The sequence below is a fragment of the Curtobacterium sp. PhB128 genome, from assembly GCF_004340725.1.
Classification (GTDB): Bacteria; Actinomycetota; Actinomycetes; order Actinomycetales; family Microbacteriaceae; genus Curtobacterium.
Map to the genome: position 1 here is coordinate 196,147 of NZ_SLUR01000006.1, position 15,404 is coordinate 211,550.

General features: G+C 73.0%; 16 protein-coding genes. 11 read left to right on the forward strand and 5 right to left on the reverse strand.

Annotated features, from left to right (window positions below; all coding sequences use genetic code 11):
* Positions 1 to 3 precede the first annotated feature (3 nt).
* The gene (locus EDF23_RS12330) at positions 4 to 663 is read left to right on the forward strand and encodes a bifunctional 4-hydroxy-2-oxoglutarate aldolase/2-dehydro-3-deoxy-phosphogluconate aldolase (RefSeq protein WP_123292032.1); all 660 of its coding nucleotides are present in this window, start codon (positions 4 to 6) and stop codon (positions 661 to 663) included.
* Positions 660 to 2,333, forward strand: a complete 1,674-nt coding sequence (locus EDF23_RS12335; protein WP_243648908.1) for an amidohydrolase family protein — start codon at positions 660 to 662, stop codon at positions 2,331 to 2,333. Before EDF23_RS12330 ends, EDF23_RS12335 begins: the two co-directional genes overlap by 4 nt.
* 50 nt (positions 2,334 to 2,383) lie before the next feature.
* On the opposite strand, the gene EDF23_RS19645 is transcribed toward EDF23_RS12335, so the two are convergent.
* A complete protein-coding gene (locus EDF23_RS19645) occupies positions 2,384 to 2,785 on the reverse strand; it encodes a Rid family hydrolase (protein ID WP_235035960.1) in 402 nt (133 codons plus the stop codon).
* A gap of 226 nt (positions 2,786 to 3,011) precedes the next feature.
* Between EDF23_RS19645 and EDF23_RS12345 the strand changes: the two genes are divergently transcribed.
* The gene (locus tag EDF23_RS12345) at positions 3,012 to 4,253 is read left to right on the forward strand and encodes a hypothetical protein (protein WP_131921788.1); all 1,242 of its coding nucleotides are present in this window, start codon (positions 3,012 to 3,014) and stop codon (positions 4,251 to 4,253) included.
* 128 nt (positions 4,254 to 4,381) lie between these two features.
* On the opposite strand, the gene EDF23_RS12350 is transcribed toward EDF23_RS12345, so the two are convergent.
* From EDF23_RS12350 to EDF23_RS12360, 3 genes are all read right to left on the reverse strand, one after another.
* Positions 4,382 to 4,873, reverse strand: a complete 492-nt coding sequence (locus EDF23_RS12350; RefSeq protein WP_123292028.1) for a pyridoxamine 5'-phosphate oxidase family protein — start codon at positions 4,871 to 4,873, stop codon at positions 4,382 to 4,384.
* Positions 4,874 to 5,233: 360 nt separating this feature from the next.
* Positions 5,234 to 5,863 carry a hypothetical protein gene (locus EDF23_RS12355; RefSeq protein WP_123292027.1) on the reverse strand — a complete coding sequence of 210 codons (630 nt, stop codon included), beginning with the start codon at positions 5,861 to 5,863 and terminating at the stop codon, positions 5,234 to 5,236.
* A gap of 149 nt (positions 5,864 to 6,012) precedes the next feature.
* Positions 6,013 to 7,122, reverse strand: coding sequence for an LLM class flavin-dependent oxidoreductase (locus EDF23_RS12360; protein WP_216834442.1), 1,110 nt, complete (start codon positions 7,120 to 7,122; stop codon positions 6,013 to 6,015).
* An 88-nt stretch (positions 7,123 to 7,210) separates the two neighbouring features.
* Here EDF23_RS12360 and EDF23_RS12365 point away from each other — a divergent pair, with 88 nt between their 5' ends.
* The gene (locus EDF23_RS12365) at positions 7,211 to 8,119 is read left to right on the forward strand and encodes an SDR family oxidoreductase (RefSeq protein ID WP_123938565.1); all 909 of its coding nucleotides are present in this window, start codon (positions 7,211 to 7,213) and stop codon (positions 8,117 to 8,119) included.
* A 57-nt stretch (positions 8,120 to 8,176) separates the two neighbouring features.
* On the opposite strand, the gene EDF23_RS12370 is transcribed toward EDF23_RS12365, so the two are convergent.
* Positions 8,177 to 8,968 (reverse strand): NRDE family protein, encoded by a 792-nt coding sequence (locus tag EDF23_RS12370; RefSeq protein ID WP_165901115.1) that lies wholly within the window; start codon positions 8,966 to 8,968, stop codon positions 8,177 to 8,179.
* Between the two features lie 64 nt (positions 8,969 to 9,032).
* On the opposite strand from EDF23_RS12370, the gene EDF23_RS12375 reads away from it, so the two are divergent.
* From EDF23_RS12375 to EDF23_RS12405, 7 genes are all read left to right on the forward strand, one after another.
* Positions 9,033 to 10,307 carry a bifunctional phosphopantothenoylcysteine decarboxylase/phosphopantothenate synthase gene (locus EDF23_RS12375; protein WP_131921852.1) on the forward strand — a complete coding sequence of 425 codons (1,275 nt, stop codon included), beginning with the start codon at positions 9,033 to 9,035 and terminating at the stop codon, positions 10,305 to 10,307.
* Positions 10,308 to 10,336: 29 nt separating this feature from the next.
* Positions 10,337 to 10,735 (forward strand): hypothetical protein, encoded by a 399-nt coding sequence (locus tag EDF23_RS12380; RefSeq protein ID WP_123938564.1) that lies wholly within the window; start codon positions 10,337 to 10,339, stop codon positions 10,733 to 10,735.
* Positions 10,732 to 11,523, forward strand: a complete 792-nt coding sequence (locus tag EDF23_RS12385; protein ID WP_165901116.1) for a DUF2071 domain-containing protein — start codon at positions 10,732 to 10,734, stop codon at positions 11,521 to 11,523. Before EDF23_RS12380 ends, EDF23_RS12385 begins: the two co-directional genes overlap by 4 nt.
* A gap of 122 nt (positions 11,524 to 11,645) precedes the next feature.
* Complete coding sequence (locus tag EDF23_RS12390) at positions 11,646 to 12,296, forward strand: GntR family transcriptional regulator (protein WP_131921791.1); 651 nt, start codon at positions 11,646 to 11,648, stop codon at positions 12,294 to 12,296.
* Positions 12,297 to 12,482: 186 nt separating this feature from the next.
* The gene (locus EDF23_RS12395; RefSeq protein ID WP_131921792.1) at positions 12,483 to 12,938 is read left to right on the forward strand and encodes a MarR family transcriptional regulator; all 456 of its coding nucleotides are present in this window, start codon (positions 12,483 to 12,485) and stop codon (positions 12,936 to 12,938) included.
* A gap of 290 nt (positions 12,939 to 13,228) precedes the next feature.
* Positions 13,229 to 14,119: a phospholipase gene (locus EDF23_RS12400; protein WP_131845753.1), complete on the forward strand. Its 891-nt coding sequence runs from the start codon at positions 13,229 to 13,231 to the stop codon at positions 14,117 to 14,119.
* A 92-nt stretch (positions 14,120 to 14,211) separates the two neighbouring features.
* Positions 14,212 to 15,378, forward strand: coding sequence for a low temperature requirement protein A (locus tag EDF23_RS12405; protein WP_131921793.1), 1,167 nt, complete (start codon positions 14,212 to 14,214; stop codon positions 15,376 to 15,378).
* Positions 15,379 to 15,404: the final 26 nt, after the last annotated feature.

A 15,404-nucleotide genomic window follows, 5' to 3' on the forward strand; every position in this document is an offset into this window, starting at 1 on the left:
ACCATGACGAACGACACCACGAGCACCGAGCAGCACGCCGGCGCACGGCACCGCCACCAGGCCGGACCGGCGATCGCGATCCTCCGCGGCGGCACCGGCGACCACGTCGAGGACGTCATCGCCACCCTGGTCGAGTCCGGCGTGACGGCGATCGAGATCACCACGAACACCCCACGCTGGCGCGAGGGCATCGCGTGGGCGGTCGAGCGGTACGGTTCCGCGGCCTCCATCGGCGTCGGCACGGTACTCGACGTCCGCCAGCTCGACGAGGCCGCCGCCGCCGGCGCCTCGTTCGCCGTCAGTCCCCACCTCGACGCCGAACTCGGCGAGCGCGCGCACGAGCGTGGCCTCGGCTGGTACCCCGGTGCCGCGACCCCGACCGAGATCGTCCACGCGTGGCGGCTCGGTGCCCGCGCGGTGAAGGTGTTCCCGGCGGCGCAGCTCGGCGGCCCCGCGTTCCTGAAGCAGGTCCTGGCACCGCTCGACTTCGTCGACGTCATCCCGACCGGGGGCATCGGGGTCGACGACGCCCCGGACTACCTGGCCGCCGGTGCGGTCGCCGTCGGACTCGGGTCCCCGCTCGTCGGCGACGCGCTGACCTCGGGCGACCTCGACGCCCTGCGGGAGCGGGCCGGCCGGCTCGTCGCGGCGCTCGACCGATGACCACCGGCGATCCCGAGCACATGACGGGCTCCGAGCAGCCCACCGGCGAGCAGTCCGCCGGCGGCGTCGTCCTGCTGCGCGGCGGGTCGGTACTCGGTGCGGACGGGGCCCCGGTGCGCGCCGACGTCCTCGTCACCGACGCCGTCATCCGCGCCGTCGGTGCCGACCTGGACGCCCCTGCCGACGCGCACGTGATCGACTGCGACGGACGCCTGGTGCTGCCGGGCTTCGTGGACGCGCACTCGCACGCCGGGTCGCTCGTGTTCGACGAGGGTGTGCAGCTCGCGCTCCTGCGCCAGGGCGTGACCACGATCGTGACCGGACAGGACGGCGTCGGACCAGCGCCGGGTGACGGTTCGTACGCCGACACGTACTTCGCCGCCATCGACGGCCCGCACCCGACGTACCGCGGTGGCGGGGTCGACGGCCTGCTGACGACCTACGACGGAACGACCCCGATCAACATCGCGACGCTCGTGCCCGCCGGCACAGTCCGGCACGAGGTCATGGGCGACGACCCGGGGCCGGCGGACAGCGCGCAGCTGGCCGCGATGCGGGAGCTCGTGTGCGACGGCCTCGCGGACGGTGCGGTCGGCCTGGCGACGGGGCTCGACTACGTCCCCGGCCTGTTCGCCGGCACCGCCGAACTCGCTGCGCTGTGCACCGAGGTCGCTGCCGTCGACGGGCTGTACGTCTCGCACATGCGCGGTGGTTACGAGGGGAACGCCCGCGCCGGCCTCGACGAGATCGCCGACATCGTCCGCGCGTCGGGCGTCCGCGCACACGTCTCCCACCTGCACGCGCCCGTCGACCTCGCGGTGACCGCACTGGCCGAACTCGAGGCCGAGGGCACCCCGATGTCCTTCGACGCCTACCCGTACTCGCGCGGCTGCACGATCCTGTCGATGCTGCTGCTGCCCGCGGCCCTCGCCCGCCCCGGCACCGAGGACCTCGCCCACGCGATCGCCGACGACGAGGGTCGTGCCGCGGTGCGGGCGGCCGTGCTCGACCGTGTGCTGTCCCGCGCCGACCTCGGCACCGGCTGGGCGGAGCAGATCACGCTGTCGCACGTGCCCGCCGCCGAGTTCCACGCGCTGCAGGGCCGCACCCTCGCCGACGCCGCCGAGGCGACCGGGACGGATCCGGTGGACCTGGCCATCGACGTCCTGGTCGACTCGGCACTGCAGGTCACCGCCGTGATGCGCGTGCCCCGTCCCCGGACTGCCGACGACCTCGCACCGCTCTTCCGACTGCCCGGGCACATGGCCGGGTCCGACGGCATCTTCGTGGGCACGCACCCGCACCCACGCGCGTACGGCACGTTCGCACGCTACCTGCAGGACTTCGCCCGCACGGGACTCCTGACGTGGCTCGAGGCCTCGCGGCACCTGTCCACCACGGCGGTCGAGCGACTCGGCCTCGGTCGACGTGGCGCAGTCACCGTCGGGGCGGTCGCCGACCTCGTGGTCGTGGATCCCGATCGGGTCGCGGCGCGGTCGTCCTACGACGAACCGATGCGCCTGGCCGAGGGCATCGACGACGTCCTCGTCGCCGGCGTCCCCGTGCTGGCCGACGGCGCCCTGACGCACGAGACCCCCGGTGCCGGGCTGCGTCGCCACCCGGGTCGGATCGACCACGAGCAGGGAGCAGCGGGCACCGGGGGTCGGTGACCCAGCGCGGCGAGGCGCCTCGGTGAGGCTTCACACAGCCTGCGCCGACGTCACGAAGCGCTCGGCAGCACCGCCACGACGTCGATCTCGACCAGGATGTTCGCCAGGTGCGACTGCACGGTGGTGCGGACCGGGTACGGCTGCGAGAAGTGCTTCGCGTACTCCTCGTTGAAGGCCGGGAAGTCGCGGTCGGAGTGCTCGAGGTGCACCGTGGACTTCACGACGTCGTCGAGGGTGGCACCGTGCTCGGCCAGGACCGCTGCGACGTTGGCCAGCACCTGCGCGGTCTGACCAGCCACGTCGTCGGCGATCGCACCCGTGGCGGGGTCCTGCGGGCCGAACCCGGCGGTGTAGATGAAGCCGTTGGCGACGATGCCCTGGCTGTAGGGCCCGGCGGGCTTCGGGGCGTTGTCGGTCACGATGGCGGTCTTCGGCGCGGTGGGGTTCGGCACGGTTGCTCCTGTGGTTCGTCGGTCGTGGGCGGACTCCAGGCTAGGCGGAAGGCCGCCTCGAGAGCCGACCACGCACCCGACCGATTCCGTATTGCAGAACGCAGGGCGGGCCTCCCGTCCGGGGTGCCGCACCGACCACCCAGGTGGAGGGCGACTACCCTGGCCGGGTGCCGTCCTCCCTGCCCGAACGCCGCCGAGCGTGCACGGGCTCGCGCCGAGCACGCGCATGAGCCGGCTCGACGGCGCGGTCACCGGGACCGCCGCGACCGGACGGCGCCGCGCACTCGACACCGTGACCTCCCTGCCGGCGTGGGCGGCCGTGCTGCTCGTCTGGACCGGGGGCCGGATCGTGTCGACGCTGTGGCTGGCACTCGCGTACCCGCTCATCGGACGGGCGATGCCGGACAACGCCATCTGGGGCAACGGGCACGGCTTCACGGCGTTCCTCACCGCCTGGGACGGTCAGTACTACGAGCAGATCTCGCTGCACGGGTACCCCGACGTGCTGCCGCTCGACGCCGTCGGCAACGTGGCGCAGAACGCCTGGGCCTTCCTGCCGGCGTTCCCGTTCACGATCCGGATGCTCACCGCATCGACCGGGCTGCCGTTCACCGTCGGCGCCCCGCTCATCTCCGTGCTGGCCGGTCTGCTGGCGACCTATCTGCTGCACCGCCTGGTCCGTGACCGTGCGGGCAACGCCGCCGCGATGTGGGCAGTCTTCTTCTTCACGTGCGGGCCGCTGTCGTTCCTGCTGCAGGTCGGGTACGCGGAGAGCATGTTCCTCGCGCTCACGTTCGGCGCGCTGCTCGCCCTGGAGCGTCGCCGGTACGGGCTGCTCACCGTGCTCGGGGTCGCCGCTGCCTTCACCCGTCCGGGTGCGTTGGCTGTCCCGCTCGTGCTCGGGGTCATCGCCCTGGTGCGGTGGGTCCGGGCTCGCCGTGAGACCGGGCGGGTGCTCGACACCTTCCCGCTCCGCGAGCAGGTGCAGGTCGTGGCCGCCGGTGCCGTGATGGTGGTGGCGGGTCTCGCGTGGCCGGTCATCGCGTCGCACGTGACCGGCACGCCGAACGCCTACCTCGAGACCGAGATGTCGTGGTGGGTGAACTTCATCGGCCGCGTGGACTTCGTGCCCTTGTCGCCGTGGTTCCTCATCGCCGGGCGCTGGCTCGGCGTCGGCGGGATCCTGATCGTGGTGTTCCTGCTCGTCGGGTTCCCGATCTGGCTGCTCCGCCGGTCGACGAAGCGGCTCGGGTCGACGACCGTGCTGTACTCGGCCGCCTACGCGCTCTACATCTTCGCGGTGTCGCTGCCGATGGCCTCGACCCCGCGGCTGCTCATGCCCCTGGCGCCGTTGTTCGGCTCGCCGGAGCTCGTCGCGAAGCCGTGGATGCGGTGGACGTTCGTCACCGCGGCGCTGGCCGGGCAGCCGGTGCTCGTCGCGGTGCTCTGGCTGCTCGGGCCTCCGTAGCGAGGACGGGGACGCCAGCAGCGGCCCGACGACAGCTCCGACTCCGAACGACGAGACCGACGTCGTACGACATCGGTCCCGTCGTTCGGAGTCGGTTCGAGCCGAGCCGAGCCCGCCCCGCCCCGCCCCTACAGCTCGACGGTCCCGTGGTCCCCGGTGTCCGGCTGGCTCTGCTTGCCGAGTGCGGCCTTGAGCGTCTGCACGAGGCTGCCGACCGGGCCGGTGTCCTGCGTCCAGTACTCGACCGAGTCGCCCGACACGGTGAGGAGTCGGATCGAGGGGTCGTCGCGGCCGTCCGGGAACCAGGCCTCGGCGAACGGTGACCACAGCTCGTCGATCACGGCACTGTCCTGCGTCACCGTGGCGGTGCCGGCGATGGACAGGTAGCCGCCCTGCGACTCGATGGAGACGTTGACGTGCGGGTTCCTGGCGATGTCGTCGACCTTCTCACTGCCGTCCTGCACCAGGAAGCGGAGGGTCCCGTTGAACGCCTTGTCCTGCACAGCGAGCGGCCGGGCGTGCAGCTGGCCGTCCTCGCTCACCGTCGTCAACAGGGCCGTGTGGGCGCCGTGGACGATGTCCGAGATGGCGGCGCGCTGGTCGGTCTGCGTGTCGGTCATGATGCTCCTTTGCGTCGTGCGCCCCACCCGTCCCGACGTTCGACCGCGGGTCCGGCGGGGCCGTACCGTTCCCGCCAGTGTGCCCCTCGACGCTGGGCGCGTCCGGCACGTGGCAGCACCACCCCGACCGGGAGGCCCGTGCCGACTCCCCCGGACACTTCCGGCCACGCAGGTGGCCGGTCCGCAGTGCCCGCACCCGGTCCGGCGCGCTCCATGCGTCCGCACACAGCGACACTCCACCAGACGATCACCGCGTGCATCGTCGGAACATGCACACGCACCGGATGCATGCGCAACGAGCGACAGTCCACGAGTCGATCCGGTGGTGGATCGTCGGAAGATGCACCCGTACGGAACGCGTCAGGCGGGCTCGCGGATGGTGGTCTCGACGTCGACGACCTGCGGCACCCGCGGCATCGACGCGAAGCCGAACGCCACGGGCGGGTCGAGCGGCGCCAGGGTGCCGAGGGGCTCTCCCGCCCAGGTCCCGCGCACGCCGGTGACGTCGTGCGCCCCGGTCACGCCGTAGTACTCGCGGCGGCCGTTCCCCGCCGAGCCGGCGGTGCCGGATCCGGGCGCGACGAGCCGGGCGATCGGGTCGATCGCGGCGAGCCACCGCGGGTCGCGGGCGATCGGCTTCGGCACGACGCGCAGCACCCGGCCGAGCGGTGAGATCGTGCCGACGTCGACCGAGACCTGCAGGGCGCCGGCGTCGAGCTCCAGGCCACGGGCCGTCCGTCGGGCCCGGACGTCGACCACGGACACGGTGTCGAACCGGTAGGTGCCGGAGACGTAGGCGGCGACGATCTCGTCCGGCGCGAGCAGCACGCTGGTGCCGTCGGGTAGCTCGAGGAACACGTCGGTGAACGCCCCGAACGGCGAGCGGTCCCACATCCCGACGACGATCCGGACGCCCGAGGTGGTGCCGACGCCCATGATCCGGCCGCGGAACCGGCGCTCGACGGGTGGGGTGCTGGGGCGTGACGGCATGCCGTGGACCGTACCCGGCGTGCCCGTGAGCCGGACCGACGGAGCCGACCCGCGCCTCCCGGCCGACGGGTGCGCGAAAGCGACAGATCGCCGCGAACGTTCCGCGGCGATCTGTCGCTTTCGCAGGGTGGGCCCGCCGGGGTGATCGCCTACGGGACGGGGACGGGCTCGGCGAGCAGCTCGCGCACACGGGGCGCGACCTGGGTGCCGTACAGCTCGATGGACCGCAGCATGTCCTCGTGCGGCAGGCGACCGGTCGCGTACCGCATGTCGAACCGCGAGGCGCCGAGGATTCGCATGTTCCGGGCGATCTTCCGCGCAACGGTCTCCGGCGACCCGACGTACAGCGAGCCACCGGCGGACAGGCCCGCGTGGTAGCCGGCGACGTCGAGGGGCGGCCAGCCGCGCTCCCGGCCGAGCTGGTCGGTGACGGCCTTGTGGTACGGCCAGTACCGCTCGGCGGCTTCCTCGTCGGTCGCCGCGACGAAGCCCGGCGAGTGCATCGCGATGGGCTGCTGCGGCAGGTCGAGCTGGGCGAGCGCCTGACGGTACAGCCGCGAGAACGGGGCGAACTGCGCCGGCTGCCCGCCGATGATGGCGAGGAACAGCGGCAGGCCGTACGACGCCGCACGGATCACCGACTGCGGGGAACCGCCGACGCCGATCCAGGTGGGGATGGCGCCGTGCTCGAGCTTCGGGAAGACGTCCTGGTCGACCAGGCTCGCGCGCTTCGTGCCGGACCAGGTGACGGCGTCGCCGCCGCGCAGGGCCGCCCAGAGCTGCAGCTTCTCCTCGAACAGGACCTCGTAGTCGGAGAGCTCGTGGCCGAACAGCGGGAACGACTCGGTGAAGGAACCGCGCCCGAGGATGACCTCGGCACGGCCGTCCGAGATCGCGTCGACGGTGGCGAAGCGCTCGTAGACGCGCACGGGGTCGTCGGACGACAGCACCGTGACGGCGGAGCCCATCCGGATGCGGGAGGTCGAGGCGGCGATCGCGGCGAGGACGACCTCGGGTGCGCTCACCACGAAGTCGGCGCGGTGGTGCTCGCCGACGCCGATGAAGTCGATGCCGACCTGGTCGGCGAGGACGGCCTGGGCCACGACGTCGCGGATGCTCTGCGCGTCGGACTTGAGGCTGCCGTCGGCGAGCTCGGTGACGTCGCCGAAGGTGTCGATGCCGAGCTCCACGCGTCCGATCCGCTCGGGTGCGGGCGGCGGGACGTCCGAGGGGCGGTCGGTGCCGAATGCGTTGCTCATGGTTCCTCCTGGTCGCACTTCCATGCGTTTGCATCAAAATAGCACGGCCGAGCCGTGATGGCCAGCGCCCGCGTGTACGGTCGCCCGCATGCCGAAGCTCCCTGACCAGACCGGACGCAGGATCGTCGTCACCGGCTCCAACAGTGGCACCGGGAAGGAAGCCGCGACCCGTCTCGCGGCCGCCGGCGCGAGCGTCGTGCTCGCCGTGCGCACGACCGCGAAGGGCGATGCCGCCGCGGCCGAGATCCGTGCAGCCCACCCGAACGCCGACGTCGAGGTGCGCGAACTCGACCTCGCGGACCTGGCGAGCGTGCGCCGCTTCGCCGACGGCATCGTCGGCGAGGACCGCCCGATCGACGTCCTGGTGAACAACGCCGGGGTCATGGCGCCGCCGCAGCGCTTCGAGACGGTCGACGGGTTCGAGCTGCAGTTCGGTACGAACTTCCTCGGCCCGTTCGCGCTGACGAACCTGCTGCTGCCCTCGCTGCTGCGCGCCGAGGCACCGCGGGTCGCGACCATGTCGAGCCTCGCCGCGATCCCCGGCCGGATCCGATTCGGGGATCTGCAGTGGGAACGCGGGTACAACGGCTGGCGCGCCTACGGCCAGTCCAAACTCGCCGACCTGCTCCTGGCGCTGCACCTGCACCGACTGACGGTCGAGGCGGACGTCCCCCTCGTCAGCACCGCGGCGCACCCCGGCTACACCCGCACGAACCTCCAGTCGGCCGGGCGCTCACTCGGACGCGCGAAGCCGGTGCGGTCCAACAACCGCGCGCTCCCCTTCACGCAGGCGGTCGAGCAGGGCACCGAGCCGCTGCTCTACGCCGCGGTCGGCCCGAACGCGGTCGGTGGCGCCTACTACGGCCCGGCCGGTCCCTTCGGCCTGACCGGACCGACGACCGCCGTCTCGATCCCCGGGTCGGCACGGAGCGCCGACCTCGCCCGCTCGCTCTGGGCCGTCGCCGAGGACCTCACCGGGACACGCCCGCCCCTCTGAGCGCGGGGCGCGGGGCGCGGCCGGGAGGCCCGTGGCGCGTCCGGTGCGCCGCCCGCGTCAGGCGCGGTGCAGCTCCACCGACCCGTCCAACCGTCCGGGTTCGGTCAGGCGGGCGTGCTGCAGGACCGTGCGGTCCGGACCGATCGCCGCGGCGACGATCGACAGCGTCGTCATGTGCCCCTCGGCCTCGTGCGCGTCACGGAGGATCGCGTCCGGGTGGTCGCTCGGCAGCACAGCAGACTCGGCCAGGACGCCGAACCAGCCGCTCCACCCGTCTCCGGCGTCGTCGCCCGCGTCCACCGTCCGGAGTTCGTCGAAGGGTCCGAGCACCGGTGGCCCGACCGGGGCCTCCGCGGCGCGGAAGGCCTCGAGCCACCGCCCGATGCGCGGCGCCGCCGGGTCGTCCGGTTCGCCGTGCGTCACCATGTGCACGCCCGGGCCGAGCTCGGTCGTTCGGACCCGTGTGCCGTCCCAGGTCAGGACCGCGGCGCCGTCGGCGGTCGCCCGCACCAGGTTGAACGCGCGGGTGGTCGGCAGCGTGCCGTCGTGTCCCGGCAGCAGGTCGTCGGCGACGGCGTCGACCGGCACCACGCCGCGGGTCGTCCACGTGCCGTCGACACTCGGCACCGGTTCGCCGCGGTTGAGCACGACCGCCAGTCCGGCGCGGTCCGAGGCGGCGAGCCACGCACCGCCGGCAGCACGGTCGCGCACACCGCGGACCCCGGGGTCGCGATCGGGCCACCACGCAGCAGGCGGGTCCCACGGACGCTCGGGTGACTCGTCCCGCAGGGCGAGGACGGTGACGGGCCACGCGGACCCGGGGTCGACGCGGACGACGACGGTGCACATGCCGTCGATCCTCGCACGTGCCCCCGGTAGCGTGAGCGGCGTGAACGCAGCAGCAGAGCGCACCCTGACCGTCATCGTGGGGATCACCGGGGGCATCGCCGCCTACAAGGCCGTCGGCGTGGTCCGCGACCTCGTCAAGCGCGGGCACGAGGTGCACGTCGTCCCGACCGAGGGGGCGCTGCGCTTCGTCGGGCTGCCGACGCTCGAGGCACTCAGCCGCAACCCCGTCACCACGAGCGTCTGGGACGACGTCTCCGAGGTCCGCCACGTCGCCCTCGGCCGTCGCGCGGACCTGGTCGTGGTGGCCCCGGCGACCGCGGACTCCCTGGCACGGATGGCGAACGGCCTGGCGAGCGACCTGCTCGGCACGACGCTGCTCGCCACCGACGCCCCGGTCGTCGTCGCTCCGGCGATGCACCCGCAGATGTGGGAGCACCCCGCGACCCGGGCCAACGTCGCCGTCCTGCGCGAGCGGGGCGTGCACCTGGTCGGACCGGTGGTCGGCGCCTTGACGGGCGACGACGCCGGCATCGGCCGGATGGCGGAACCCGAGGACATCGTCGCCGCGGCGCTCGCCGTGCTGGACGACCCGGCCGGTGCAGGCGCGGGGCGTCGCGCCGGCACCCACGGGGGGACGCAGTCCGGCGCCGGGGCCCGTGGCGAGCAGGGCGACCTGTCCGGTGTCCGCGTGGTCGTCAGCGCGGGGGGCACCCGCGAGCCGTTCGACCCCGTGCGGTTCGTCGGCAACCGGTCGAGTGGTCGGCAGGGCCTGGCGATCGCCGCCGACGCAGCGGCGCGCGGCGCCGTCGTCACCGTCGTCGCCGCGAACGTCGAGGCCGGCCTGACCGCGGGCATCGACGCGACCGTCGTGCCGGTGGGGTCAGCGCTCGAGCTCGCCGAGGCCGTGCACGCCGCGGCGGTCGATGCCGACGTCGTCGTGATGACCGCTGCCGTCGCCGACTACCGGCCGGCCGAGGTCCTCGCCGAGAAGCTCAAGAAGGACGCGCAGGGCGAGCGGATGACGCTCGAGCTGGTGCGGAACCCCGACGTGCTCGCCGACCTGGTGGCGGCGCGGCGCACCGGGCAGGTCATCGTCGGGTTCGCCGCCGAGACCGAACCCGACCGCGACGCCCGCATCGCACTCGGCCGCGCGAAGATCGCCCGCAAGCCCGCCGACCTGCTCGTCGTGAACCACGTCGGCTGGTCGGCCGGGTTCGAGCGCGAGGAGAACGCGATCGAGGTCCTGGTGCCGGGCGGCGAGGTGGTCCGCGAGACCTCGGGCACGAAGGCCGAGGTGGCGGCGGCGGTCCTCGACCTCGTCGCGACCGCACTGACCTGATTCCGAGGACGGGCGAGCACGATGGGGGCATGCGACGACGTGAGCGGATCAAACGAGCCACCCGGACTGCCACACTGCTCGCGGTGCTGCTCGGCGGGGCCGGCGTCACCCACTTCCTGCAGCCGCGCCACTACGACCGGATCGTGCCGGACACACTGCCACCGCGGCTGACGACGGTCGCGTCCGGCGTGGCCGAACTCGGCATCGCCGCCGGGCTCGTGTTCCCGGCCACTCGCCGGGCCTCGGGGTGGGCTGCAGCTGCTCTGTTCGCCGCGGTCTTCCCCGCGAACGTGAAGATGGCGAACGACCTGCTCGACAGCCCGCGCTCGACCCGGGCGATGCGCCTCGTCTCCGTGCTGCGGCTCCCGCTGCAGGCCCCGCTCGTCCTGTGGGCCGTGCGCGTCGGTCGGCACGCACCGAAGCGGTGACCCAGCCGTCCTGGACCCGTGCGGCCGCACCACTGCTGCACCGGCCGGTGACCCAGCACGCGTGGGACGACATCGTCTTCGCGCACTGGCGACACGACCCGGGCGCACTGGCGCGACTCGTCCCGCGGGGGACGCGCCCCGACGTTGTCGACGGCAGCGCCTGGGTGGGACTGACCGCGTACGTCTTCCACGAGACGCGGGTGCCGCCGTTCCCCTCCGCCGGCCGCCTCGGCCGCATGACCGAGGTCACCATCGAGGTCCTGACCGTGGACGACCAGGGCCGACGCGGGGTCGCGTACCGCACCGTGGACACCGCGAACGTGCCGGCGATCGTGGCCGCGCACGCGCTGCTCGGCGTGCCGTACACCTTCGCGCACGCCCGGTCGCGCCGCCGCGGCGAGGTCGTCGCGCACCGGTCGGTCCGGCACCCCGCACGTGCACTGCACCCGGTGCGCTGGGCGCGGTCGCTGCGGCAGGAACGCCCCTCGGGCACGGCCAGACCCCGGCACGCGGCCTCGATCCGGGTCACCGCCGGTGACGTCGTCGACACGCCACTCGCCGCCGAGCTCACCACCCGCGCCGGCATCCACGCCCGGTACCTGGCCCAGACGCTGTTCTGGCAGCGACAGCACCCGCCGCTGACCGTTCGGGCCGCGCACCTCGACCGGCTCGAGGGGGACCTGCCCGACGCCGTCGGCATGCCGGGGCTGTTCGACCGGGCACCCGACTCGCTGCTCGTCGTCGACGGCACCACGGTGCGGTACGCCTGGGGTGGGGTCGTGCGGTGAGGGACCACGCCACGGACGATGCCGCCCGGTGACACGCGCTGAGCCGAGCGGAACGCCGGTCTCATATCAGGTACGTTGATCGGTGCGCGTGCACTGACCGCGCCCCGATCGAAGGAGAACCCATGCCGGTCCCCCGCAGCGCCCCGACCGAGCACCAACTACTCCGCGACACCGTCCGGCACAAGATCCACGACGCGATCATGGACGGCACGCTCGTCCCCGGCGAGCGGCTCAACGACGACGAGCTCATCGCCTGGCTCGGCGTCTCCCGCACCCCGATCCGCGAGGCGCTGAGCCAGCTCTCCCGCGCCGGCCTCATCGAGATGGCGCCGAACCGGTACACGCGCGTGACGACGCCGAACCCCGCCGAGGTCATCGAGGCGATGCAGACCCTCGGGGTGCTGTTCGGTGGTGTCGTCCGCCTCGCGGTCCCGCGCCTCGGCGCGGGTGCACGGAAGAAGATCCTCGCGCAGCTCGACAAGACGATCGCCGAGCTCGAGTCGCACGACGTCCCCGCCGTCAACCACGACTCGCTCGACGTGTTCGCGCTCTACGTCGCCGAGTGCGGCAACGAGAACCTGCAACGCGTGTGCCGCGACACCATGGACGGACTGGCCTTCCGCCTGCGCCTGCCGAACCTCGACGAGCTCGTCGACTGGGACCGCATGACCGCGGACTTCCGTCGGCTGCGCACCGCGACCGAGTCCGGCGACAACGTCGCCGCCGAGCTCGCGACCGAGGCGATCCACCAGCTGCCGGGCGAGAAGCACTGAGTCCGGCTGTACCGCCGTACAGGAACCCGCCCGTCTCGCGCACGCGAGGCGGGCGGTCCGCGTTCCACGGGCCTCCCGGACACCCCGTCCTGGCCCGCGACCGACGCGCACGACGCTCCCAGACTGCGGATCCGGCGAGCCGATAGCATCGCTGGCGACCACCCGATCGCCCACCCGGAGCAGCACATGAGTCCTCGATCGACGGACCGTACCGAGGTCGCCGCACGTCTGGCCGCGGCGGTCGGACGGATCAACCGGCGAGCACGGACGGACTCGGCCTCGCTCGGGTACGGGATCGTGTCCGCCCTCGCCACCATCCAGCGCGAAGGACCCCTGCGCCCGGGCGACCTGTCGCGGATCGAGGTGGTCACGAAGCCCACGATGACCCGCATCCTGACCGAGCTCGAACAACGCGGGTTCATCGCGCGCGAGGCAGACCCCCGAGACGGTCGGGCCTTCATGGTCTCGGCCACCGACGAGGGCATCGCAGCGGTCGAACGAGCACGCTCGGACCGCACCGGGATCGTCGCCGAGCTCATCGCGGAGCTCGGTGAGTCCGACGTCACCGCGATCGCCGGAGCGCTCGACGCCCTCGAACGCGTCGCCCAGGGCGACCGCACCCAGGAACCTCACACGTTCTAGGTCCGAACCGGCCGTTACCGAACCGTTACCAACGGGTGGACGGACGGTTCTGCCAGCGATCCTGGACGCGTCATCCAGTCTGACGAGTCATCGTGTCGGCTTCGCCCGACGGCGGCCTCCCCAGGGCCGGTCGCGGCGGACGGACGGGCCCCACACCACCGTCCGGTCCTCCCCGGTTCGCCGGACTCCCCCTGCTGCGCGCACCTCGACGCGCGCAGCATCGCTCACCGTCCCCGACGCGTCGCGCAGCCCGGAGTCCCGCACCACGAACCGCCCGACCACCGGAACCGATGCCAGGACACACCCCCGACCTCCCCACCACCACCGCCTCGACCCGACGTGAGGCCCTGAACTCCCCCAGCCGGCGTGTGCGCCGCGCCCTCCGCCACCGTGCGCTCCGACACCGTGCGACGTTGATCGTCGGCGGCGCCGCGGTCCTCGCCGTCGCCGGCGGTGCCCTCACGATCGGCACCCAGCCCGCCATCGGCGAAGCGCTCGGCATGCCGACCGGCACCGCGAGTGCGTCCGCGACGGCCCAGCCCGCCCTGCGCGGCACCGCCCTCGACCGTGCCCAGGCAGCGGCGACCATCTCCACCGCGAAGACCGTGATGACGACGGCGAACGCCAAGACCGACACGGCCTCGCTCGAGCAGCACATCGACGCGCTCAGTGACTACCCGGAGCTGTCCGGCGCCGCGCTCACGACGCGCATCTCGTCGACCGTCGAGTCGACCGCGCACGTCGCGCAGGCCAGCGCCACGCAGGACAAGCGCGACGTCGACGCGAAGGCGGCCGCCGTCGCGAAGGCCGCCGCCGAGAAGCGGGCCGCCGCCGCAGCAGCGGAGGCCGCACAGAAGCTGGCGGCGGGCAACACCGTCGCTGGTGCCAAGGCGACGGCGACCTCGCTGGCGTCGTCCGAGTACGGCTGGGGCTCCGACCAGTTCCAGTGCCTCGACAACCTGTGGACCAAGGAGTCGGGCTGGAACTACCAGGCCGTCAACGCCAACGGCGGGGCGACCGGCATCCCGCAGGCGCTGCCCGGTTCGAAGATGGCGACCATCGGCTCCGACTGGCAGACCAATGCCACGACCCAGATCAAGTGGGGCCTGCAGTACATCAGCGCCGCGTACGGCACCCCGTGCTCGGCGTGGGCGCACTCGCAGGCGAGCAACTTCTACTGAGCGGCGCGGGCCGGCCGCCTGCTGGCCCACGCACCTGCACGTCGAACGGCCCCGGGTACCGCCCGGGGCCGTTCGTCCTGTAGGCATGCCGGGTGACGACGATCGGACTGCGCCGGATGGCGCCCCGCGACCCCGCCGAGGGACACCGTGCCGCGAGCCCCTTGGAACTGCTGTTCGACCTGGTGTTCGTCGTCGCGGTGGGCTTCGCCGCCACCAACCTGCACGAGATCGAGACCGAGGGGCACGTCAGCTCCGCGGTGGTGGCGTACGCCATGGTGTTCTTCGCCATCTGGTGGGCGTGGCTGAACTTCAGCTGGTTCGCGACCTCGTTCGACACCGACGACTGGCTGTACCGCGTCACGACGTTCGTGCAGATGGCCGGCGTGCTCGTGCTCGCCGCCGGGGTGCACGCCGCCATGACCGAGGGCGACTTCACGGTGCCGGTGATCGGCTACGTGGTGATGCGCCTGGCGATGGTGGCGCAGTGGCTCCGCGTCGCCGTGTCGTCCTCGCGGTACCGCCGCACCGCACTCCGGTACGCCGTGGGCATCGTCGTCGTCCAGGCGCTCTGGGTCGGCATGCTCGCGCTGCCGCAGGGATCGACGGCGTGGGCGTTCCCCGTCCTCGTCCTGCTCGAGGTCTCCGTCCCGCCGATCGCCGAGGGCACGGGCGAGACGACGCCGTGGCACACGCACCACATCGCCGAGCGGTACGCGCTGTTCACCCTCATCGTGCTGGGCGAAGGACTCGTCGCCTCGGCGAACGCGGTCATCGACGGCATCGCCCAGGCCGACCACCTCGCGTCGCTGCTCGTCCTGGCCGCGGCCGGGCTCGTCATCGTCGCCGGACTCTGGTGGATCTACTTCTCGCGCGAGCAGCACGACCACATCCGGAACCTGCCGAGCGCGCTCGTGTTCGGCTACGGCCACTACTTCGTCTTCGCCGCCGCGGGTGCACTGCCGGCCGGGATCGAGGTCGCGGTCAGCGCGGACGCCGGCGAGGCCGACCTGTCGCACGCCACGGTCGCTGCGACCGTGGCCGTCCCGGTCGCGCTGTTCGTGCTCGCGATCTGGGCGCTCGCACTCCGGCCGTCGCTGTCCGCCGGGTGGAACGCGATCGTCGTCGTGCTCGCCGTCGCGATCCTCGCGACGATCGCGGTGCCCGACGTCTCCCTCGTCGCGACCGCGCTGCTCGTCGCCGCGATCGTCGTGGTGCTCGAGGTCGCCGAGCGGCGGCCGGGGACGAACCGCGTGCGCTGAGGACGCGACCGGGGGTCGGACGGGAG

Bases quoted from the DNA above. Each gene is read 5' to 3' on its own strand.
- EDF23_RS12370 (WP_165901115.1), bottom strand. From the start codon at position 8,968: ATGTGCACCGTCGTCGTCCGCGTCGACCCCGGGTCCGCGTGGCCCGTC.
- EDF23_RS12360 (WP_216834442.1), bottom strand. From the start codon at position 7,122: ATGAGCAACGCATTCGGCACCGACCGCCCCTCGGACGTCCCGCCGCCC.
- EDF23_RS12365 (WP_123938565.1), top strand. From the start codon at position 7,211: ATGCCGAAGCTCCCTGACCAGACCGGACGCAGGATCGTCGTCACCGGC.
- EDF23_RS12355 (WP_123292027.1), bottom strand. From the start codon at position 5,863: ATGCCGTCACGCCCCAGCACCCCACCCGTCGAGCGCCGGTTCCGCGGC.
- EDF23_RS12335 (WP_243648908.1), top strand. From the start codon at position 660: ATGACCACCGGCGATCCCGAGCACATGACGGGCTCCGAGCAGCCCACC.
- EDF23_RS12330 (WP_123292032.1), top strand. From the start codon at position 4: ATGACGAACGACACCACGAGCACCGAGCAGCACGCCGGCGCACGGCAC.
- EDF23_RS12390 (WP_131921791.1), top strand. From the start codon at position 11,646: ATGCCGGTCCCCCGCAGCGCCCCGACCGAGCACCAACTACTCCGCGAC.
- EDF23_RS12345 (WP_131921788.1), top strand. From the start codon at position 3,012: ATGAGCCGGCTCGACGGCGCGGTCACCGGGACCGCCGCGACCGGACGG.
- EDF23_RS12400 (WP_131845753.1), top strand. From the start codon at position 13,229: ATGCCAGGACACACCCCCGACCTCCCCACCACCACCGCCTCGACCCGA.
- EDF23_RS12350 (WP_123292028.1), bottom strand. From the start codon at position 4,873: ATGACCGACACGCAGACCGACCAGCGCGCCGCCATCTCGGACATCGTC.
- EDF23_RS12395 (WP_131921792.1), top strand. From the start codon at position 12,483: ATGAGTCCTCGATCGACGGACCGTACCGAGGTCGCCGCACGTCTGGCC.
- EDF23_RS12380 (WP_123938564.1), top strand. From the start codon at position 10,337: ATGCGACGACGTGAGCGGATCAAACGAGCCACCCGGACTGCCACACTG.